Genomic DNA, 20,884 nt, shown 5'->3' with positions numbered 1-20,884 from the left:
AATGACTTTTTGCACTATAATCGCCACATGAGCTCACGCACCAGTAATTTTAATGCTTTTCTGCACTATAATCGCCATACGAGCTCCCACACCAGTAATTTTAATGCCTTTTCGCACTATAATCGCCATACGAGCTCCCACACCAGTAATTATAATGCCTTTTCGCACTATAATCGCCACATGAGCTCCATACCAGTAATTTTAATGACTTTTTGCACTATAATCGCCACATGAGCTCCCACACCTGTAATTTTAATGCTTTTCTGCACTATAATCGCCACATGAGCTCACGCACCAGTAATTTTAATGCCTTTCTGCATATAATCGCCACATGAGCTCACGCACCAGTAATTTTAATGCTTTTCTGCACTATAATCGCCATACGAGCTCCCACACCAGTAATTTTAATGCCTTTTCGCACTATAATCGCCACATGAGTTCCCACACCAACATTTTTAATGACTTTTTGCACTTGTCTTTTATATTCTGGTGAAGTGGGTGAGGGTGTCCCAACCCGGCATTTAATCTGGCTTTGGGGGGCACCCTCTTTAGTTCTACAACGGATTCAATACATGGAAGAATACATTCGGCGAGGCCATCCGGTAATAATAGCTGCACCAGCCTGCCCCACGCTCATTGAAGGGATTGTTGTCGCTGTAGACAAGCCGCTCCTGCTCCAGTTCTTCAATCCGCTTGACCCGTCCCTCGACATAATCGAGCAGACGCATCCCCGCCGTGTCCAGACGTCCCGTTACGCCACTATAGCGGATATCGATGACTTCCCAGCCGAATGGCTTGAAGATACGGAACCACTGGCTGCGATGCGCCAGGCGGAGCTCCTGCACTGCCTTGATCAAAGCCGGCAGCACCTCTTCTGCAATCCGTCTCAATTCCGGATGATTGCCCTCATCATAAGCCCGCTTCACTTCAATGCCCAGCTCGCTCTTCTGCTTCAGCACCGCGCACAGCTTCTGCGGCACATCAAAGATATAGTCCAGCTCGGCGTCCTTCACACGATTAGCTGCAAATTCCTGCTCCAGCTTCGCGTAATGATCGGCCATCGGCAATCCTTCGATCTGCTTATCGAACAGGCCTAGCAATACATCCTGATACAACAGGAATTTTGACGGATTACTCTGCTTGTGATTGCCCGGTACTGCTCCTGGCGTCTCATCCAGATCCTTCAGGCGAAGGAAGGTCTCGGCTTCAATGCCGGTACAGAATTTCACCCGGTCAGCTACCTGCTCCCAGGAGGGAGAGCCCGCAGTATAGGCATGCTCCGCATAGAATTGCAGACCTAGCAATGCCCCTAGCGGCGTGCTCTCATTGCCGTCATCCCCCCACATGGTGGCATAGATCTCGGTGATGCCCTCTCTCTTGCACACTTGAAGCGCAGAATCCGTAGCCTTGAGCGACAAGCCATAGTTCACCCCAAAGGTGTTGAAGACCCAGACCGCCCCAGCGAACACCAGGTTACACCCAAGCGGACGATGCTTCGCGATCAGCTTCTCGTAATCCTCCTGCTCAGTATGGTAGTAATCCCAATAGACCATGCTGACATCCTTCGGAATCCGGTTGGCCATCTCTTTAGAAATACTTGTCCCTTCCTCATAGTAGGAGTCCCCGCTCTTCGAGGCAAGCTTCAGGAACATATCGCTCCACATCATCGGCTCCAGACCGCGCTTGCGTGTAGCCGCCAGTACCCGTTCCAGATGCTGGGTCATAATATCGAACCGGTCATGATACCCATTGCGGTCAAGGTACTTGCCCCGTCCGAGTTCTTCCGCTTCATCCATACCGATATGAATCTTGTTACTGCGGAATGGCGCACTTACAGAGTCGATCATTTGCTCAATCAGCGCATTGACGGCTTCATCCCCGACCAGGAGCGCTCCTTTTGTATCCTTGTATTTTGCCACTGGCTCCCACTTCAAGAATTCCTCCAGATGCGCCAGGGTCTGAATGCTCGGGAACGCCTCAATGCCGAACTGATCCGCATAATCATCAATTTCCTTCAGTTCATCATAGCTGTATCTGCCCCGCATATAGCCGAAATACGGTTCATTACTCAGCTCGTAAGTGTCCTCCATATAAAGCTTAACCGTGTTCAGTCCCATGACCGCCATCTTGCGCAGCATGAACTTAAAGCTCTCCAGGGTCAGCACGCCATTACGCGACAGGTCAAACATCGGCCCGATCGTCGAGAGATGCTGCTCTTCTTTAATCTCGAATGCAGCTTTGCTTCCCGCATGCTGGATCAGTAACCCCAATCCCCGGAAGAATTGATGCTTCTTCTCGTGTCTTATGTAAGCCTTGCCCTGAGCAAGTCCTACCTCCAGGCCCTGGCTCGAGGCGGATACCTCGACCTCCAGACCTTCTTCAGCTTGTTTGATTCCGAGCTCCGGCGCCAGCGCATGAATGCCGGACAATAGATCGGATAGTTCCCCTGTAAAATGCAGCTTCATAATGATCCTCCTTCACCTGTGCCGTTCTAATTACATTGAATACTGTTCTTGCTTTACATTCAAGCCTTGCTTAATATCATTCCCGCTAGGATTCTGGAACACACGCAGGCCAAACTCCGGTGCAATCGCCAGAATATGATCAAAAATATCGGATTGTACTCCTTCATAGACAGCCCATCGCGTATCATTGGTAAACGCATAGATCTCCAGCGGCAGCCCTGTCTCCCCTGGCTCCAGTTGTCTGACAATCAACGTTAAGTCCTGATGAATCTGCGGATGATTCTGAAGATAAATCTGAATATACATTCGGAAGACTCCGATATTCGTAAGAGCTCTTCCGTTGACTCTATTGGACGTATCGATTTGCCTATCTGCATGGTAGGCTTCAATTTCCTGTTGCTTGCTTGAAATATAATTTGTGAGCAGATGGATGCTCTTGAACCTGCTGATCATCTCTTCCGTGCAGAAGGTGATACTGCCGGTGTCTATGAATAAGGAGCGCTTGATCCGCCGGCCGCCCGCATTTTGCATGCCCCGCCAATTTTTGAAGGAATCTGAAATCAGCGCATAGCTCGGAATCATCACAATGGTCTTATCCCAATTCTGAACCTTGACCGTATTGAGCGAAATATCTATGATATCTCCGTCCGCACCATATTTCGACATCTCAATCCAATCCCCGACGCGCACCATATCATTGGAAGCCAATTGGATACCCGCAACCAGCCCGAGCAAGGAATCTTTAAAGACCAGCATAATCACTGCCGAAAGTGCGCCAATTCCGCTTAACAACAGCAACGGGCTCTTCCCGATCATACCCGAAATAATCAGAATTCCGCCGATAATGTAGACAAAGATCTTCACAACCTGGATATAGCCCCGGATCGGGCGAGACTTGGAAACCTCATAGGTCCGGTATATATCGTTAACCGCATTTAGAAAAGCATTGATCACTAATATGGCAACGATAATGACGTAAATTCCGACACACTTTATAATAACCTGCTGATAGGCAGGGAAAATCGACGAAAAGTTATAAATGATCACTGCAGGAACAAAATGAGATAGCTTATGAAAAACCTTTCTTTCCAGAAAAATATTATCCCACTGGAATCGATTGCTATGAATCGCCTTCGTGAGGATCTTTAATACAACCTTCTTGGTCACAAAGTGCGCAACTATACACAATGCGGCGATTGCTACGATCAAGAGCAAGTTGGTCAGATACAATGCTGTCTCATTCCCCACCCCGATATCCTCGAACATTGCTTTAAAAAAATCCATATTCGCCTCCATCTTCTTCAAATTATAATTTTGATAGAACATTTCACACTTATGCCTTTCTACCTAGTTCCTTATCTTCAACTTTTGTGGTTTATAAATTAGTATAACATCTTTCTATTGTCCCCCTTTATAAAATAATGATTTGTTTATTTTTGTTGTACGGTGTTGGAATTTGTCGAAATTTGTCTTATATTTAAATTTATACAAGTTTTTAGAGGTGGACATGACAAACACAATCAGCAATACAATTATTCTTATTCCATCCCTTGAACCGGATGAGAAGCTTCCCTTTTATGTACAGCAGCTCCAGGGATACGGCTTTGCGCATATCGTCATTGTAGATGACGGCTCCGGCGAGAAGTTTCAGCCCTTATTCGCGGAACTGTCCCATCAAGGCTGCATCGTGCTGCGGCACACGGAGAATCTGGGCAAAGGAGCTGCACTCAAGACCGGGTTTCTGTATATTGAACGGCAGCTCCAGGATGCGGCTTGCATTGTGACGGCTGATTCGGATGGACAGCATGCAGCGGAGGACGTGTACCGGCTTGCAAGGGAAGCCGCGCTCCGTCCGGAGGCGCTGACTCTAGGTGTTCGGGATTTCAGCAAAGGCGGAATTCCGCCTAAGTCATTGGTTGGCAATCGTATTGCCTCCTCCATGTTCGCCTTATTGTACGGCAAGCAGCTGTCGGATACCCAGACCGGGCTTCGCGCTTTTGGCCCTAAACTGCTTCCCTTTTTCGGGAACATTCGCGGCTCCCGGTTTGAATATGAACTGCAGATGCTGATTTCCTGTATCCATGCCGGCGTTCCGATTGCCACTTTACCGATTCAGGTTATTTATGAACACGGGAATACAGGGACGCATTTCAGGGCAATTCGGGATAGCCTCAGGGTCATGAGGGGCCTTTTTACCGGCTTTCTGCAATTTATTCTTTCCTCATTAGGCAGCTCGGTGGTTGATCTTGGCATTGCCTGGCTATTAATGGATACTCTGCGTCCAATGCTCGAGGATCAGGCTTTTCTAAGAATATGGATTGCAACAGTGACGGCCAGAGCCGTCTCCATCGGCGTTAACTACTGGCTGAACAAGCATTTGGTATTCCGAAAAAAGAGCAGCCGCGGAAGCCTGTGGCGTTATCTAACCTTGTGCGCCCTCGTGATTATGCTTTCCAGCGGCGGAGTATATATGATTCATACTGTTTTCCTATTCGATGAAAAAATAGCGAAGCTCATCTGTGATGCTTTACTGTTCCTGCTAAGCTACCAGGTACAGCAGCGATGGGTATTTGCAGCAAGGGGGCATCGGTTGCCTTGAAGAATGAAAAACGGCAGCATGCACTGTTTATCGTCACGATCATTTTAATGTCCATCTACTTGCTGTGGCGGTTGATCTTCACCCTTCCCTTCGATGAAGGCCCGTTGAATGCTGTATTTGGAATCTTGCTGTATTTGGCCGAGGCGCTCACCGTATTGACGACCTTTGAGCTCTTTTTTCAGAAAATGCAGAAGAAGCGCTCCACGCTGGATTTCCCGGTCATTCCGGAGGAGGAGTATCCGGATGTGGATGTGTTCATCGCCACGCATAATGAGCCGGTCGATTTATTGTACAAGACCGTCAATGCCTGCACGTTCATGGACTATCCCGACAAGCAAAAGGTTCATATTTATATATGTGATGACGGAGGACGGCCCGAGGTGGAGGAGCTTGCCAAGCAGTTCGGTGTCGGATACCTGGGTTTTCCGGACAATAAGGAAGCTAAATCAGGCAATTATAACAACGCGCTCAGCAAAACCTCCTCCCCGCTGATCGCAACCTTTGATGCGGATATGATCCCACAGCATACGTTCCTGATGAAGACGGTACCCTATTTCCTGATCGGCAAGTCCATGCAAGACCAAGACGTATGGCTGCCCCGCAGCCGGAAGGGCAAGCGCAGCGCATCCCCCAAGATCGGGCTGGTTCAGACTCCGCAGAGCTTCTATAACCCGGACTTATTCCAATTCAACCTGTATGCGGAGCAAGAGATCCCGAACGAACAGGACTTCTTCTCAAGGGAAGTCAACATTTTGCGCAATGCCTCCAATGCGGTGGCTTATACGGGCAGCAACACGGTCATTTCCCGGCAAGCGATGGAGGAGATCGGCGGGTTTCCCTTAAAGACCATCACTGAAGACTTTGAGACGAGCATCCGCCTTCAGCAGGCCGGGTATATTACTTATGCCACAGATGAAGTGCAGGCCGCCGGACTGACCACGACAACCATTAAGAGCATGATAAAGCAGCGTACCCGGTGGGCGCGGGGCATTATTCAAAGCTTGCAGAACACCCGTGCCATCGTATCTAGGAAGCTTCCCGTCTGGACGAGAGTAACCTATTTAAGCAGCTTTTTGTATTGGTGGTCCTTTTTTAACCGGTTAATCTTTATTCTGGCGCCGATTCTGTTTGCGTTATTTGATTTTAAAATCGTAAATACCGGCTTTTGGGGAATTTTGATTTTCTGGCTGCCTTCGTATTTCTGTTACAGCATGTCGATGCGTTATTTGTCCAGCAATATCCGCAATCAGCGATGGAGCCAGGTCATAGACACCATATTCATGCCCTATTTAATCCTACCTGTCCTGCTAGAAACATTGGGAATCCATGAACGCAAGTTCAAGGTCACGAACAAGAACAAAAGCAAGAACAACCAGCGACAATGGGTAACTTCCCTGATCTATGCCCTGCCGCATCTCGTTCTGCTGCTGCTTTCGGGTGCGGCAATCGTCCGGTTCGCCTATGGAAAGTACGGTCTTGCGCTGTTATACAGCAGTGTCATCCTGTTCTGGCTCGTCTATAATATGGTCGCGCTGATCTATGCTCTGTTCTTCATGATCGGCCGCCGTGCTTACCGCGAATCCGAACGCATCCGTGCTAATGAAGAGGTGACGATCACCTGGGAAGGCAGTCCGGTGGACTACCGGGTACGTACCGTCGACGTCTCGGAGCAGGGCATCGCCCTCTATATAGGAAAACCGCTTTATCTCCCGCAGGAAAAAGATCTGATTCTAACCGTGCGGACAATGCGATACAAGGCCAGGCTGAAGGCGGTCATCGTCTATGTGAAGCCTGACGGCCAGGGCTGGCGCTATTCTGCCAAGGTAGAGCCGCTCAGCGAGCAGGACAAGCGTCAATATATGCAAATCATCTATGACCGGAGGCATTCGCTGCCCGAGCAGATGAACTTGTGGGATACGGCCTACGACGATATGCTTCGCAATATAAAAAAAAGGATCGATTCACCCTTGTCCGATCAACGTGCCCGGCCGCGGATACCCCTCAGATTGTCTGCGTTCTTCTCTAACGGGGTGATTTGCACGCTGCGTAGCTTCAATTATGATTACTTCACCGCCTCAGGCTTTATCGGAGAGATGCCCGTCGGAACGTCCGTGACTTTTGCTACGCGCAGCCGGATCGAGATACAGGTACGCTATACGGGAAAAGCAACGATCCACGGAGAGGCGCTGCTGGCGGTCGAGAATATCGATGTCCTGGAGGAACTGGGTCTGCTTGATCAGCTGCTGGAGGACTTGACCAACCCGCATGCACATGCTGAAATTGCGGCAACGAGAGAGGAGCAGAGCGCGCGATGATTTCTTTTCCATGGATAACCGCAGTCCTGTTGATTCTGTCCTTCGCTGGCTACATGCTGTTCGTTCGGAGAACGCTGGCCTTGCCATGGGAATTCATTCCCGTATTCGTGTTCTCTTCGATCGCCGTGATCGTGTTCTTCTGCGGGCTGGCAGATCAGCTCCGGACAGGCAGTCTTGTCGTGTTAGGGCTCGGGCTGTTGGCCTTGATTGCCGCGCTGTTCCTGCGGACAGGCCGGAGAGCCGCGCGCCGTACGCCGCCGTCCGTTTATCAGCTCGCTTTCTTCGCAGGCAGCCTTCTGTTCCTGCTGGTCCTGTTCCAGAACCGTCTGACGCACTACGATAACTTCTCCCACTGGGCTATCGTCCTGAAGCAGATGCTGAGCACCAACGCATTTCCGGGGCCGGACTCCCCGCTGATCGATTTCAAAAATTACCCGCTCGGCACCTCGTCCTTTCTCTATTATGTGTGCCGGTTTGCGGGCCATGCCCAGCCTGTCATGCTGCTTGCCCAAGGGCTGCTGATCTTCTCCTGCTTCTACGCCATGTTCGGGATCATCTCGGAAAAGAAACGCTTCCTGCTCGCAGCTTTTCTCGGATTAGGTCTGTCTTCATTATCGTTCTTTAATATTACGATCCGCATCAGCAATCTGCTCGTGGACTTTCTGCTGCCGATCTATACGCTGGCGATCTTTGCGGCAATTCATCATTACCGCAGCCGGCTTAAGATGGCCTGCCTGGTCGTTATTCCGCTTGCGGGCCTGCTGACGGTCATCAAGAGCACCGGGGTAATTTTTGCCGCCATCGGTCTGTTGTACCTGGTCTATGCCTGGCTAAGAAGCGGGGGCCGCGCCATCTTGCGCCTTGCTCCGGCAGTCATCGCTTCGCTCTTCGGGTCGCTGCTGCCTTATTTCGGCTGGGACTGGCGGATGAAGACGGTCTTTCATGGGGTTGAAAATAAGTTTGACGTGGCTGCCGCCGGCCTTCAAACGGGGAAGACCCCGGAGCAGATGTCGGAGATCATCTCCCTGTTTTTGAGCTCCGCGACCGACCTGTCTACCCGGCCCGCACTTGGTATTGCCGCTTTTCAAATTGCTGCGATCCTGGCCTCTATATTTGCAGCATTCATATTGAAGAAGAAATGGAACCTGTGGAAGGTGCTCATCGCCCTCGATCTCATGGTTATTCTGTATTATGCGGGAATTCTGGGGCTGTACCTCTTCTCCATGCCGCTGGATGAAGCGATTGTACTGGCCGGCTTCGAGCGTTATGCCTCCAGTATCGTGGTCCTGTTCGCCGGGGGCCTGGTACTGTGCGCCACCGTCGATATTGAGCGGTCCTTTCATTATAAGCTTGGGGAGGTCCCCCATCATCGTGCCTTCAAGAGCGTGCGGAACAAAGGCTATTATCAAAAAGGGATTTGGGCCTGTACGGCCATCGCCGTGACGCTTCTGTTGTCGGAGTTTAACGGCATGCAATCCATCGCCAAGGACTACGATAGCACGCTTCCCTACAAGGTGCAGCAGGTGACTGGAGATCGTTGGTATGACAACGGCCAGGAGGATCAGAGCCGTTATTTGTTCTATAGCTCGGATGCGGACATGCAGGTGACGAATTATTACTTGCAGTATATCGGGAGATACTACCTGTACGCCCCGAACGTCGATGGAATCGTGCTGTTCTATGAAGATAATATGGATAACCTGCTGAGCGGATACGATTATTTGGTCGTGGTAGAGAGTGACCCTGACGGGAACCGGCTACTGAAGAAGCATTATGGGCTTGAAATGCAGGAGGGAATTTACAAGATTATCCGCACCGGGGAACAGATTCAGCTTACAAGAGAGCAAACTGATAATTAAGGTTCCATAAAATTACAGATTATTGACAAAATAAGCTCTTTTCCTTCGGAATTTTACGTAGAATTGAAGATTTTACACAGAGTTTACAAAACGAAGCACCTCCTTTTTTTCAGTTTATGTACAATAAAAAGATATTCTGAACGTGTACTTAACGGAGGCAAGGTCATATGGAGCTTACGGATTATAAAAAACAAGGACCCCGTTATTTGAACCGTGATCTTAGCTGGGTCGAATTTAATCGCCGCGTGTTGATGGAAGCGAAGGATGTCACTACACCCTTATTGGAAAGAGCTAAATTTCTATCGATCGTGTCGAGTAATCTGGATGAGTTCATGAGCGTTCGCGTGGCCGGTATTCAGGACCAGATCCGTGCCGGATATTCCAAGAAGGACTTCTCCGGCTATACCCCTGACGGTCTGTATAAACGTCTGATTTCCCGGGTATCGGCCATGGTGTCCGAGCAATACCGGACTTTTAGAGATATATTGAGACAACTGGCAAAAGAAAACATCGTCTTCCTTGACTATGCTGAGCTTAACGGAGTGCAGCGCAAATCCATGGAGACATATTACCATGATATCGTATTCCCGGTACTCACCCCGATGGCCGTCGATCAGAGCCGCCCTTTTCCGCTTGTTCACAACGGCTTTGTCTATTTGGCGGTTGTACTCATGCGCGATAATGGGACTGTTCAGGAGAATGATGCGGAGGACCAGGAGCCTTACTTTGCAATTGTTCAGATTCCTTCCAACCTGTCTCGCATCATCCCGCTTCCGCATAACTCCAATAGCAAGAAGCAATCCTTCATTCTGATTGAAGAGCTGATTCGTCATCATATTCAGACGCTGTTCAGCGGCTATATTCCACTTGCAGTGCATGAATTCAGGCTAACTCGCAATGCTGACCTGGCATTGGATGAAGAAGGCGCCGAGGACCTGCTGGAAGAGATCGAGAAGGAGCTGCGCAAGCGGCGCTGGGGCGCACCCGTCCGTCTCGAAATCGAGGAAGGCTTTCATCCTTATGCGCTTGAAGTGCTGCAAGAGGAGTTCGAGGTTCAGGACGCCGTGTTCGAGATCGACGGCCCTCTTGACTTGGGATTTCTGGGTAAGCTGCCCGGTGCCGTAAAAGGCTATTCCCGGCTGCGCTATCCTCAGATCGATCCGGTATATCCGTGGGAGTTCGTGGATAATGAGGATTTCTTCGATGTCCTGAAGCAAAGAGATGTGCTGGTCTATCATCCTTATGAGAGCTTTGACGCGGTCACGGATTTTATTGTCCAAGCCTCGGAGGACCCGGCTGTTATGGCTATTAAAATGACCTTATACCGGGTCAGCGGTAACTCTCCGCTCATTCAGGCGCTGGCTAAAGCTGCGGAATCGGGCAAGCAGGTAACCGTGGTCGTGGAGCTAAAAGCACGGTTTGATGAGGAGCGGAATATTGCGTGGGCAAGAAAGCTGGAGAAGGCCGGATGCCATGTCGTATACGGGCTGATCGGGCTGAAAACCCATGCCAAGGTCCTTCTTGTCATTCGGCAGGAAGGGCGGGAATTGAAACGTTATGTCCATATGGGAACCGGAAATTACAACGATACGACAGCCCGGCTCTACACGGATATTGGTCTGTTCTCAACGAATCCGGCGATCGGGGAAGATGCTTCCCAGCTATTTAACCTGATTACCGGATATTCCGATGCCGACCAATGGCAGGCCATCACGGTGGCTCCTACAGGGATGAAGGATCGGCTGTTCAGCTTGATTCAGAGAGAAGCAGAGCATGCCGCCGCAGGACGTCCAGCCAAAATTATTGCCAAAATGAATTCCTTATCCAATCAGGAAATGATCGATGAATTATACATGGCCTCCGGCGCCGGTGTGGATATCGAGCTTGTGGTTCGCGGTGTATGCTGCTTGCGCCCTGGTGTCGAGGGCTTGAGTGAACGGATCAAGGTACGCAGTATCGTGGACCGGTTTCTGGAGCACTCGCGGATTTACTATTTTGAAAATGGCGGAAATCCGGAGGTCTGGTTGTCCAGCGCAGACTGGATGACACGCAATCTGACCCGGCGTCTTGAGATCATGTGTCCGGTGACCAGCGCATCCAATCGGGAGGCTCTGGAGCAAATTATCAAGCTGACGCTGGCCGATAATGTGAAGGCCAAGAAGCTGTTGCCTAACGGCAAATACGAGCCGATCCGCAGCTCCGAACCAGCCCTTCGCAGCCAGTTCGAAGCCCTTAATATCATCGCATGGAAGCCGGTTGAAGCTCCCATTCCAGCTTCCTTCCCCAAGCTTTCTTAAAGTTCTTGGCCGCAGCCTCCAACTGCCTGGTCTCCAGGTAAGGATGGCTGCGGCTTTTTAGCTTCAACAATAAGGTATCTTCCGTAATCTCCGTTTCCATCGCTTCGATATTCTGCGTCTCCCCTGCATCCAGGGCAATGGATAATTCCACCAGGGATCCCAGTCTCAGAATCTGTTCCTCATCCTTCTCCTTCAACAGTTCCTCATACTCTTCAAAGTTCAACTTTTTGGCATGATTAGAAGGGAAATCCGCGATGAAGGCGCACAATATCGCTTCACGATGAGTGAGCGCACCAAGTGGCGCATGGGTTAACCAATACAAAGTATGTTTGTCGTACTGGTGATAGCGAATTGCTCCGCCGATTTTGTAAAGCATGCACGAAGCCTTGAGCAGCCCGGTGACCGCAGGATCCGCATCCTTATCTACGGCTCTGTATAACTGCTCCGCATAGCGGCTAATTTGATGGAAATGGGCTTGGGGCGTGCGGGTATGGAAGGCCAGCAAGGATTCCGTCTGCCCTTGCAGTACCTCGCTTGCGGGAGGGATGTCTATGCCTAGCGTATCCTGCAGCAATCCTTCACGTAATCCCGTACCGCTGACCAAGCAGCACGAAGCCTGACAGCGGTCAAACACGGTCTGCAGAATCAAAAGGCCGGGAACGATAATATCGGCTCGCGCTTTGGACAGGCCATCGATCTTTCTGCGCTTCTCTAACGAAAGCTGAGGCAGTGTCTCGGCATAATATTGAATGCCCTCCGGCTCCACACAATAATGATGGGCCAATCGCAGCGGATAATTCCGTCGCCGTTGATCCATCTTGCTAAGCGTCCGAATCGTCCCCCCTAGGCCGATGAGCGGCAAGCCCGAATGACTCTCCATCCAAGACTCTTGTTCCATAAGCTGCCCAACGGCATTGCGAAGCCGTTTACAGCTCTCTTCTGTCCAGGTTTCCTCTCCTTCCCCGAATTGAACCTGGGCATTTACTGCTCCCAGCGGCAGGGAAACACTGCCTACCAGATGCCGGTTTCGGAATAACGTAATCTCGGTACTCCCGCCGCCGATATCGACAATGAAGCCATCCTCGACAGCCATGCCTCCTGCTACGGCAATAAAGCCGAAGTACGCCTCCTGTTCACCGGAAAGAACCTCAATCTCCATCCCGGTCTCCTGTTCCAGGATGGCCTTGATCTCCGAGGTATTCCCTGCATTCCGGATAGCTGCTGTTGCCGCAATGCGAATCTTCGAGCAGTTATAAGCCGAGCATACCTCGCTGAATTGCCGCAAGATCGGCACAATAGAGAGAATTCCTTCCTGCTGCATAACGCCGTCCGCACCCATTTTCTCGCTCAACCGGGCCGATTCCTTGAATTCATTAATCAACCTATATGCACGGCCTTCTGCCGTGGACTCATAAATGGCAAGACGGATGGAGTTAGATCCGATATCGATAATCCCAATATTCACGTAATTATTTTGCATGGTATGTAGTGGCTCCCGTATTTTCTGAACTATTTTATCTCACTTTACCCTAAATAGAGGCGAATTTAAACTTGTTCTTGATTATTTTTTCCACCTGTATCATATCGGTATATCCGGGAATCGAAAAAGGCCCGCACCATCGGGCACGAGCCTGTTCCTGGTTCTATTTAATTGGCTGCAGCCAGATTCTTATCCTTCTTAATCTGCTTGCTGCGAAGCTGACCGCAGGCGGCATCGATATCGGTGCCGTGCTCCAGCCGGATACTGCAGCTGACATTCTGTTTCTTCATCATGTCATAGAAGCCCAGAACAGAATCCTGCTCACTGCGCTGGTAGTGGCTATGCTCGTCAACAGGATTGTAAGGGATCAGGTTGACGTTCACATACGGTCTGCGGTCGCCGACCAGCTCCGCCAGCTCCAATGCATGCTCACGCTGATCGTTGATCCCCCGCAGCAAAATATACTCCAGCGTAATCCGTTGATTCGTTTTCTCCAAATAATAATCGATGGCCTGCATCAGCTTCTCAATCGGGATGGCCTTGTTGATCTTCATAATGCTGGTCCGCAGATCATTGTTCGGCGCATGCAACGATACGGCCAGGTTGACCCGCAGATTCAAATCGGCAAATTCACGGATTTTGTCTGCCAGGCCGCTGGTCGACACCGTGATATGTCTCGGCCCGATCGCCAGACCCTTCGCATCCATAACCGTCCGCAGGAAGGCGGTCAAATGCGTAAAGTTATCGAACGGTTCACCGATTCCCATCACAACGATATGACTGACCAGTTCCCCGTCCCCGGCGGCATCCAGATAGCGCTGCACTTTGAGAATCTGACCGGTAATCTCCCCAGAGGTTAGGTCCCGGCTCTTCTTGAGCAGGCCGCTCGCGCAAAAGCTGCAGCCAATGTTGCAGCCGACCTGGGTCGTTACACAGACGGATAATCCGAATTTATGGCGCATCAGCACCGTCTCGATCAGGTTGCCGTCTTCCAGACGGAGCAGGAATTTCACCGTACCGTCCGAGGACTCCTGACGGGTATGCTCTTCCAGCGTTTGGAGAGAGAAGTGCTCCTTCAGCAGCTCCAGACACTCCGGTCTTACCTCGCGCATCTTTTCAAAGCCGCTGACCCGTTCACGGTAAAGTGCTTCCCAGACCGGCAGGGCCCGCGACTTCTTATGACCGCGCTCCTCCAGCCACAGACCGAGCTGCTCCAATGTCATGCCATATATAGAAGGTTTGTTCATATGCAGATGCCTCTTTCTATCAATAACTAATATAAGGTGCCGTAAGATTTTAATAGATCCGTCACCAGACCCGTAAGCCGTGGCTCATTATCGTGGGCAGATGGGATGATCAAGTTATACGGAAATCCGCACAAATGATCTCGGTAATCCTCTCTCTGCGCTATTTTTACACAAACAGCCGCATAAAGCCGGTATTCCATTTGATCCCCAACCCTTGCTAGAGCAGCGATCTGTACTATTGTCCCAAATTTTGAATATGAACACAAGCAAAAGAACCTTCCAGCCCCCGGAATGTATTTTAACAAATAGCAATCGCCTTTAGTCGATAACGAATTTCCCTCTAATTTAAAGGCGCGATAAATTTAATATTTAGCCGCTTGACAACCAACCTACTAGAAGGTAGACTGAGGATATGAAAAATTCATCCACTACCTATAATGACATCCTGACTTGTGCTCGCACTTTAATCATCTCCGGAGGCTATAACGGTTTTAGCTATGCCGACATCGCTGATGTGGTTGGAATTCGCAAGGCGAGCATCCATCACCATTTCCCGAGCAAGGTCGACCTGGTTCGCACACTGGTTGATCAGTATCGGAAGGAAGCCGAAGCGGGGTTGGAAAATATCGGGCTTCATGTACCCGCTCCCCTTGAACAGCTTCGTTCCTACACGGGTTATTGGGAAGCATGCATCGCGGACGCTAGCGCTCCGATCTGTGTGTGCGCGCTGTTGGCAAGCCAAATCCCTGCCCTGCCTGAAGAGGTTGCCATAGAAGTCCGGGCCCATTTCAGCTACCTGTCGGCATGGTTGACCTCCGTGCTGGAACGCGGCTCGCAGCTCGGACAGCTTCAACTGACCAGCACTCCTCGTGCTGAGGCCGAAGCGTTCATGGCGACGATTCATGGTGCGATGCTTTCTGCTCGCGCCTATGGCGATCCCAATTTGTTCGGCCTCGTAACAGGCCCGCTTTTGGATCGACTCGCACTTACCTAATGATTGGAGGACACAAAAAGTACCATCCGTATCCTTAAGAACTGAAAGGAGAAAATTATGTTTGGAATTTCATTACTTGGCTGGGTGCATACGCTTAGTAGCTTGCCCGCCATCCCGCTGGCTATTTATATGCTTGCCCGCTATGGGCGGATTGTGCCTTGGTCAAAGTCCGGCGTCGTTTACCTCATTTCGATGTTGATTGGGGCTATCACAGTCTTCCCTATCGCTCATAACCCGGCAAGCTATGTCATTGGTACCGCAACCATCTTGCTGCTGCTTGCAGGCTATGGTGCAGGACGTATTTCAAGCTTTAGACGCGCTGGCAAATACCTTGAGACAATTTCCCTTAGCCTGACGGTGTTTCTGCTGATGTTGCCAGCTATAACCGAAACCCTGACCCGTGTTCCAGACGGCAACCCCTTGGTCACCGAGTTGAACTCGCCAATTCTCCTTGGCTCCCAAGCTGCTCTCTTCGTCATCCTTATTATTGGCTTAACAGCCCAAGTAATTCATTTGCGCAGACAAAACAGACTTGAGGCAATCGACCCGCCAACTAAAATATCTGCCTAACTAAAGGGAGGAGCCAGATAAGATATGTCACTCACTCAAACATTAGCCAAAGCCAAACAGGAATTTATAGCACATACCCCATTGGAAATTCAAGCGGAGATGTTCCGGCAGATCAAAGAGCAGCAGGAGTCCGGCATAGCCTACGGCCGTCAGGAGGGGCAGAAGGCCAAGGACTTCACGCTCAAAAATGCCTTGGGAGAGACGGTAAACCTCTATGATGAATTATCTAAAGGCCCTGTTGTCTTAACCTTCTATCGGGGCGGATGGTGTCCGTTCTGCAACACTCAGCTTAAGAGCTATCAGAAGGTGCTTCCGAATATTGAAGCTCTTGGGGCCCGGTTGATCGCAGTCAGCCCGCAAAGCCCAGACAATACGCTTTCCCAGAAGGAGAAAGAAGAACTGACCTTCCAGGTGCTTAGCGACACAAATGGTCTAGTGGCGGCATTCTATAACATTCTTTACGATGTTCCGGATTACATGCAAAACATGATGAAGCAAATAGGTATGGACCTGACGGAATACAATGCAACGGACCGCTGGATTCTGCCGATTCCTTCCACCTTCATGATCGATGAATCCGGAATTATCCGCTCTGCCTATGTAAATCCGGACTTTATGCAGCGGTTGGATCCGGAAGACATCCTGTATGAGTTGAGAAAGCTTTAATGCCGGCTCTACCTTCGTAGCTTCCGACATAGTCTGAGCCCTCAATGCTTTTATCCTTCTCACAAAAAACATAACCGTAAAAAAAGAAAGCCTGATTTATCAAGCTTTCTTTTTTACGATTATATATTCACTAGTCTCGGCTGGATAGCTTCGCCAACAGACGCAGCATTTCAAGATACAGCCACACCAGCGTGACCATCAGGCCAAATGCGCCGTACCACTCCATATACTTCGGTGCGCCTTGCTCTGCTCCGTTTTCAATGAAGTCGAAGTCAAGCACCAAATTCAACGCCGCTACAATCACGATCACGAGCGAAATGCCGATCCCGATCCAGGTTGAATCGTGCAAATACGGCATCCGGATACCGAAAAAGCTCATTACGATACTAATGATATACACCAGTGCGATCCCGCCCGTAGCAGCAAAAACACCGAGCTTGAAATTTTCCGTAGCTTTAATTAAACGGGTCTTGTAAGCGAACAGTAGGGCAAGAAATACACCCATGGTCAGAAGCGCCGCTTGCAAAGTAATGCCGCCGGTCTTCACTTCATATTGAGCCGAGATCGCTCCGATAAACATTCCTTCGGCAATGGCATAGATCGGTACCAGAAATGGCGAAGCCTTAGGATTGAAACTCGTAATCAGCGCCAGCACGAATCCGACCAATGCACCGCCGATCGCCATCGGAAGCACATTGTAACCATCGAAATATAACATCCATGTACTAAATGCGCTACCAATCAAAATAATCAAAGTAATAAACGCTTTATTGACCGTACCGTTAATCGTCATGACTTCCATGCCATTATAGATTTCCGGCCGTTCAAAGGTATCGTCCCTTAATGTAGGGTTCCCGCTGCGTCCAATCAATTCATTCACCTCATGTATGTATTTTTCTCAGCTTATCACATTTTCCAGAATCATGCATTTGCGTTTTTTGCTCCTTCAGATGAAGGATTGGGCAATCTCTTCCCCGCCAAATGAGCCCGATCCAGCACCGGCTTCTCTATCAAGTAATAAGACAGTGTCGCTACTAAGTAGGAGGCCACTAACACGCCCAGCGCGATCCATGTCCACCGTCCGACTTCCCCGATTCCAAAATAGTGCATGTCTGCAATCCAGTATTTATTGGCCAAGGTCATAATCAGATTGTGCCAAATATAGAGACCGAAGGAGATTTTGGCCGTATAGCGGAAAAATCCGTTATCAACAATAGCGGGCAGCCATCTGGAATAAGGTGCCATCGCCAGAAAGCCGGCAACCATCAGGGCAAACCAGGGAAATAGATACGGCTGGCGCTGAATACTCCAGCTGAATTCCGGCTGATGCCGTGCTGCCCAGATTAGAACTACAGCTCCCAACAGAAACAATCCGCCCAGCACATCAAAGCCCCCGCGCTTGCGAAGCGATTCTATGCGCTCTGCGCTTTGAAGACGGCAGACTACTCCGGAAGCGATAATTCCAACGGCAAAATGACCGAAGAATCCAACCGGATTGTAATTCGGCATCCAGTATTTCGCACCGCCGATCAAGCCGTAATCCCAGCCTCTCATATCCCATTCCGGGGTGAGCAACGCATGAATGACTTGATTGACTGCGAGAAGAACCAGCATCACGCCAACCCAATACCCCATAGCTCCCTTAAAGGAGCGTCGGTTGCCGAAGAGACGGAACAGACCAAGCATACACATGGGCAACAGCAAATAGCTGAACACCTCAAAACTGATGGACCAGAGCGGTCCGTTAATTTCCGATGGAAAAAAGGTGACGTAATGAAAGCCCGAGGTGAACGTAAGTCCTGCCAAGGAACGCAGCCAGAAACTCTCGGACGGAATGTCCAGAATGAGTACCAGAAGGATGCACAGAATTAATGCGGTGTAGTATCCCGGGACAATTCTGGCGGCTCTGCGCAGGATATAGTGTTTCATTTGCGGAAAATCCCCCTGCTCCAAATAACCGCACCAGAACGGAAGTGCAAGCAGGTAGCCGCTAAGCACGAAGAAGACACTGACCCCGGCATTGCCCATGAGCAGAAAAGACTGGATGTTTTGAATCGCTGGAGTTTGGAGGTTCATATTCAGTAATTGAGCTAGATGGTGAAAAATAACGCCCAGGCACGCCACAGCACGAAGGCCGTCAGCTCCGGCCAAATGCATCCCGGGTCTGGCAGATGATTGTTTCAAATCAGGATCCTCCCGTTTATTCTTTAATTTACCATAGGACCTGACCTGACGCAGTGTACCATTTTTCTGTTTTTAGGTTCAAATTTTTAGCTGAAGTCCGGTGAATACGGATTGACGAAATATTTTGTATAATAGATGGTAATGAATGAGAAAGAAGAGATGTCCATGGCCGTATTCCACTTTAACCCGCAGCGCCCCTACCGGAGCAATCCTGATCTCTATCTTCATTATTGGGGACAGGAGCAGTGCGTACCCGGACACAGCTTCGGGCCAGGGGTTAGAGACACGTATAAAATTCACTTTATTCATAGCGGAACAGGAGCCCTAACGGCAGGAGGAGCCAGTCATTGTCTGCATGCAGGACAGGCGTTTCTGACCTATCCGCATATTTTGACGCATTATGCAGCGGACGAGCGAGAGCCCTGGCATTATAGCTGGATTGCCTTTTCCGGAGATCAGGTAGAGCACTTGCTCTCCAGAACAAGCCTGACACCGGAATGCCCCGTCTTTCCTATGGATGAACACGTCATGCCCGGATTGTTCGAGCGTCTGACTGCTGCGGCTGAGACCGCCGGAGAGCAGGTGGACCTGCCATTACAGTCCATCCTGTATGATTTCTTCAGTGTGCTGCTGCACTATGCTCCGCCTCTCGCCCAACCGCTCACCCGTTCCAAGCCGAAAAATCCTCATGTGGATCAGGCACTGCATTATTTGCATGCCCACTACTGTGAAAATGTCACCATCGGACTGCTGGCCGAGAAGCTTGGGCTTGACCGGAAATATCTTTCCGCCTTATTCAAGCAGACCATCGGCTTGCCGCCGCAGAAATATCTGCTCAATTATCGCATGACGAAGGCGGCCGAGCTGCTCTCCTGGTGCGATTGCAGCATCGGCGAAATTGCTTGCTCTGTAGGCTATGAAGACCCGCTCCTCTTCTCTCGGATGTTTAAGAGAGTGAAAGGCGCGTCACCTAAGGAATACCGAAGTCTTCATCAGGAGAAAACAGACATTATGCTATAAACTCCGGTCATACTGACATACGAAGCCTGACAACAATCCTGTACAATGATAGACGCGAAGCACAGGAAGACAGCGCTTACGCATTTCTGAATGGAATCTATATACTTGGAGGAGGTTATTCTATGTACTTGGCGAACGAACAACGGTATGAGAGCATGAAATATAACCGCAGCGGCAACAGCGGCCTGAAGCTGCCTGCGATTTCCCTCGGACTATGGCATAATTTCGGCGGGGGGGATACGCTGGAGAATTGCAGGGCGATGGTCCGCCGCGCCTTTGATCTCGGGATTACCCATTTTGATCTGGCTAACAATTATGGGCCGCCGCCAGGATCCGCAGAGGAAACATTCGGCACCCTGCTGAAGCAGGAGCTGTATCCGTACCGTGACGAGATGATTATCTCGACCAAAGCGGGCTACTATATGTGGGCAGGGCCTTATGGCGAATGGGGATCCAAGAAATATCTGGTATCCAGCTTGGACCAAAGCTTGAAGCGGATGGGGCTTGATTATGTAGATATTTTCTATCACCACCGCCCAGACCCGAACACCCCGCTTGAGGAGACGATGGCTGCTCTGGATCTGATCGTGCGCCAGGGCAAGGCTCTGTATGTCGGGCTGTCCAATTACAATCCTGAGCAGACAAAGGAAGCAGCCCGTATTCTGCGTGAGCTGGGAACGCCTTGTCTGATTCATCAGCCAAGCTATTCCATGCTTAACCGCTGGATTGAGGATGGGCTCCAGGATGTGCTGGATGAGGAAGGCATCGGCTCCATCGTCTTCTCTCCGCTGCATCAAGGTATCCTGACGGACCGCTATCTGAACGGAATTACACCGGATTCACGCGCGGCGAAACCAAGTGTGTTCTTGACGGAGAAGCAAATTACCGAGGATGTGCTGTCCAAGGTGCGCCAGCTCAATGAGCTGGCTTCCGAACGCGGCCAAAAAATGTCGCAGCTGGCACTTGCATGGGTGCTTCGCGGCGGCCGGGTGACCTCCGCATTGATTGGTGCCAGCAAGGTATCTCAAATCGAGGATGCCGTCGGCGCCCTCGAGGCACCGGAGTTGAGCGCGGAAGAGTTGGCTCGCATCGAGGCAATTCTAAAAGGATAATTTAAATTGAATCGAGTGAGATGAGACGGATCCCCCTTAGCAGCGGCCTGCACTGCTGAGGGGGATTTTGCTGTGA

The 20,884-nt window shown here is 50.3% G+C and carries 15 protein-coding genes; 9 read left to right on the top strand and 6 right to left on the bottom strand.

Going from position 1 to position 20,884, the window contains the following annotated elements:
* Positions 1-554 precede the first annotated feature (554 nt).
* Positions 555-2,465: a beta-N-acetylhexosaminidase gene (locus tag KQJ23_RS02845; protein ID WP_216477169.1), complete on the bottom strand. Its 1,911-nt coding sequence runs from the start codon at positions 2,463-2,465 to the stop codon at positions 555-557.
* Positions 2,466-2,495: 30 nt separating this feature from the next.
* Positions 2,496-3,749 carry a mechanosensitive ion channel family protein gene (locus KQJ23_RS02840; RefSeq protein ID WP_216477168.1) on the bottom strand — a complete coding sequence of 418 codons (1,254 nt, stop codon included), beginning with the start codon at positions 3,747-3,749 and terminating at the stop codon, positions 2,496-2,498.
* A gap of 223 nt (positions 3,750-3,972) precedes the next feature.
* Between KQJ23_RS02840 and KQJ23_RS02835 the strand changes: the two genes are divergently transcribed.
* From KQJ23_RS02835 to ppk1, 4 genes are all read left to right on the top strand, one after another.
* Positions 3,973-5,064, top strand: a complete 1,092-nt coding sequence (locus KQJ23_RS02835; RefSeq protein WP_216477167.1) for a bifunctional glycosyltransferase family 2/GtrA family protein — start codon at positions 3,973-3,975, stop codon at positions 5,062-5,064.
* The gene (locus KQJ23_RS02830) at positions 5,061-7,379 is read left to right on the top strand and encodes a glycosyltransferase family 2 protein (RefSeq protein ID WP_216477166.1); all 2,319 of its coding nucleotides are present in this window, start codon (positions 5,061-5,063) and stop codon (positions 7,377-7,379) included. Before KQJ23_RS02835 ends, KQJ23_RS02830 begins: the two co-directional genes overlap by 4 nt.
* On the top strand, positions 7,376-9,238 hold the full coding sequence (locus tag KQJ23_RS02825) for a hypothetical protein (RefSeq protein ID WP_216477165.1): 1,863 nt from the start codon (positions 7,376-7,378) through the stop codon (positions 9,236-9,238). Before KQJ23_RS02830 ends, KQJ23_RS02825 begins: the two co-directional genes overlap by 4 nt.
* A 167-nt stretch (positions 9,239-9,405) precedes the next feature.
* Positions 9,406-11,535 (top strand): polyphosphate kinase 1, encoded by a 2,130-nt coding sequence (gene ppk1 / locus KQJ23_RS02820; RefSeq protein WP_216477164.1) that lies wholly within the window; start codon positions 9,406-9,408, stop codon positions 11,533-11,535.
* On the opposite strand, the gene KQJ23_RS02815 is transcribed toward ppk1, so the two are convergent.
* Positions 11,477-13,015 (bottom strand): Ppx/GppA family phosphatase, encoded by a 1,539-nt coding sequence (locus tag KQJ23_RS02815; protein WP_216477163.1) that lies wholly within the window; start codon positions 13,013-13,015, stop codon positions 11,477-11,479. The genes ppk1 and KQJ23_RS02815 overlap by 59 nt on opposite strands.
* Before the next feature lie 167 nt (positions 13,016-13,182).
* Entirely contained in the window at positions 13,183-14,262 is a 1,080-nt protein-coding gene (rlmN, locus tag KQJ23_RS02810; RefSeq protein WP_216477162.1) for a dual-specificity RNA methyltransferase RlmN, read from the bottom strand.
* A 412-nt stretch (positions 14,263-14,674) separates the two neighbouring features.
* On the opposite strand from rlmN, the gene KQJ23_RS02805 reads away from it, so the two are divergent.
* From KQJ23_RS02805 to KQJ23_RS02795, 3 genes are read left to right on the top strand one after another with little or no spacing between them, the layout of a single operon-like run.
* Complete coding sequence (locus tag KQJ23_RS02805) at positions 14,675-15,256, top strand: TetR/AcrR family transcriptional regulator (RefSeq protein WP_216477161.1); 582 nt, start codon at positions 14,675-14,677, stop codon at positions 15,254-15,256.
* Between the two features lie 57 nt (positions 15,257-15,313).
* A complete protein-coding gene (locus KQJ23_RS02800; RefSeq protein WP_216477160.1) occupies positions 15,314-15,826 on the top strand; it encodes a hypothetical protein in 513 nt (170 codons plus the stop codon).
* 24 nt (positions 15,827-15,850) lie between these two features.
* The gene (locus KQJ23_RS02795; protein WP_216477159.1) at positions 15,851-16,492 is read left to right on the top strand and encodes a peroxiredoxin-like family protein; all 642 of its coding nucleotides are present in this window, start codon (positions 15,851-15,853) and stop codon (positions 16,490-16,492) included.
* Positions 16,493-16,622: 130 nt separating this feature from the next.
* Here KQJ23_RS02795 and KQJ23_RS02790 read toward each other — a convergent pair whose 3' ends face one another.
* Both KQJ23_RS02790 and KQJ23_RS02785 read right to left on the bottom strand, forming a co-directional pair.
* Positions 16,623-17,363 carry a Bax inhibitor-1/YccA family protein gene (locus KQJ23_RS02790; RefSeq protein WP_216477357.1) on the bottom strand — a complete coding sequence of 247 codons (741 nt, stop codon included), beginning with the start codon at positions 17,361-17,363 and terminating at the stop codon, positions 16,623-16,625.
* A 50-nt stretch (positions 17,364-17,413) separates the two neighbouring features.
* A complete protein-coding gene (locus tag KQJ23_RS02785; protein ID WP_249529462.1) occupies positions 17,414-18,676 on the bottom strand; it encodes an acyltransferase family protein in 1,263 nt (420 codons plus the stop codon).
* A gap of 141 nt (positions 18,677-18,817) precedes the next feature.
* Here KQJ23_RS02785 and KQJ23_RS02780 point away from each other — a divergent pair, with 141 nt between their 5' ends.
* Both KQJ23_RS02780 and mgrA read left to right on the top strand, forming a co-directional pair.
* Positions 18,818-19,696, top strand: a complete 879-nt coding sequence (locus tag KQJ23_RS02780; RefSeq protein ID WP_249529461.1) for an AraC family transcriptional regulator — start codon at positions 18,818-18,820, stop codon at positions 19,694-19,696.
* Positions 19,697-19,818: 122 nt separating this feature from the next.
* The gene (gene mgrA / locus KQJ23_RS02775; RefSeq protein ID WP_216477158.1) at positions 19,819-20,808 is read left to right on the top strand and encodes an L-glyceraldehyde 3-phosphate reductase; all 990 of its coding nucleotides are present in this window, start codon (positions 19,819-19,821) and stop codon (positions 20,806-20,808) included.
* Positions 20,809-20,884 lie beyond the last annotated feature (76 nt).

Source organism: Paenibacillus brevis (assembly GCF_018919145.1).
GTDB classification, from domain to species: Bacteria; Bacillota; Bacilli; order Paenibacillales; family Paenibacillaceae; genus Fontibacillus; species Fontibacillus brevis.
Note: the sequence above shows the minus strand (reverse complement) of the source record. Positions and strands in the feature narration are given on the sequence as shown.

Coding starts and splice junctions, on each gene's coding strand:
- KQJ23_RS02845 (WP_216477169.1), bottom strand. CDS start 2,465: ATGAAGCTGCATTTTACAGGGGAACTATCCGATCTATTGTCCGGCATT.
- KQJ23_RS02840 (WP_216477168.1), bottom strand. CDS start 3,749: ATGGATTTTTTTAAAGCAATGTTCGAGGATATCGGGGTGGGGAATGAG.
- KQJ23_RS02835 (WP_216477167.1), top strand. CDS start 3,973: ATGACAAACACAATCAGCAATACAATTATTCTTATTCCATCCCTTGAA.
- KQJ23_RS02825 (WP_216477165.1), top strand. CDS start 7,376: ATGATTTCTTTTCCATGGATAACCGCAGTCCTGTTGATTCTGTCCTTC.
- ppk1 (WP_216477164.1), top strand. CDS start 9,406: ATGGAGCTTACGGATTATAAAAAACAAGGACCCCGTTATTTGAACCGT.
- KQJ23_RS02815 (WP_216477163.1), bottom strand. CDS start 13,015: ATGCAAAATAATTACGTGAATATTGGGATTATCGATATCGGATCTAAC.
- rlmN (WP_216477162.1), bottom strand. CDS start 14,262: ATGAACAAACCTTCTATATATGGCATGACATTGGAGCAGCTCGGTCTG.
- KQJ23_RS02805 (WP_216477161.1), top strand. CDS start 14,675: ATGAAAAATTCATCCACTACCTATAATGACATCCTGACTTGTGCTCGC.
- KQJ23_RS02800 (WP_216477160.1), top strand. CDS start 15,314: ATGTTTGGAATTTCATTACTTGGCTGGGTGCATACGCTTAGTAGCTTG.
- KQJ23_RS02795 (WP_216477159.1), top strand. CDS start 15,851: ATGTCACTCACTCAAACATTAGCCAAAGCCAAACAGGAATTTATAGCA.
- KQJ23_RS02780 (WP_249529461.1), top strand. CDS start 18,818: ATGAATGAGAAAGAAGAGATGTCCATGGCCGTATTCCACTTTAACCCG.
- mgrA (WP_216477158.1), top strand. CDS start 19,819: ATGTACTTGGCGAACGAACAACGGTATGAGAGCATGAAATATAACCGC.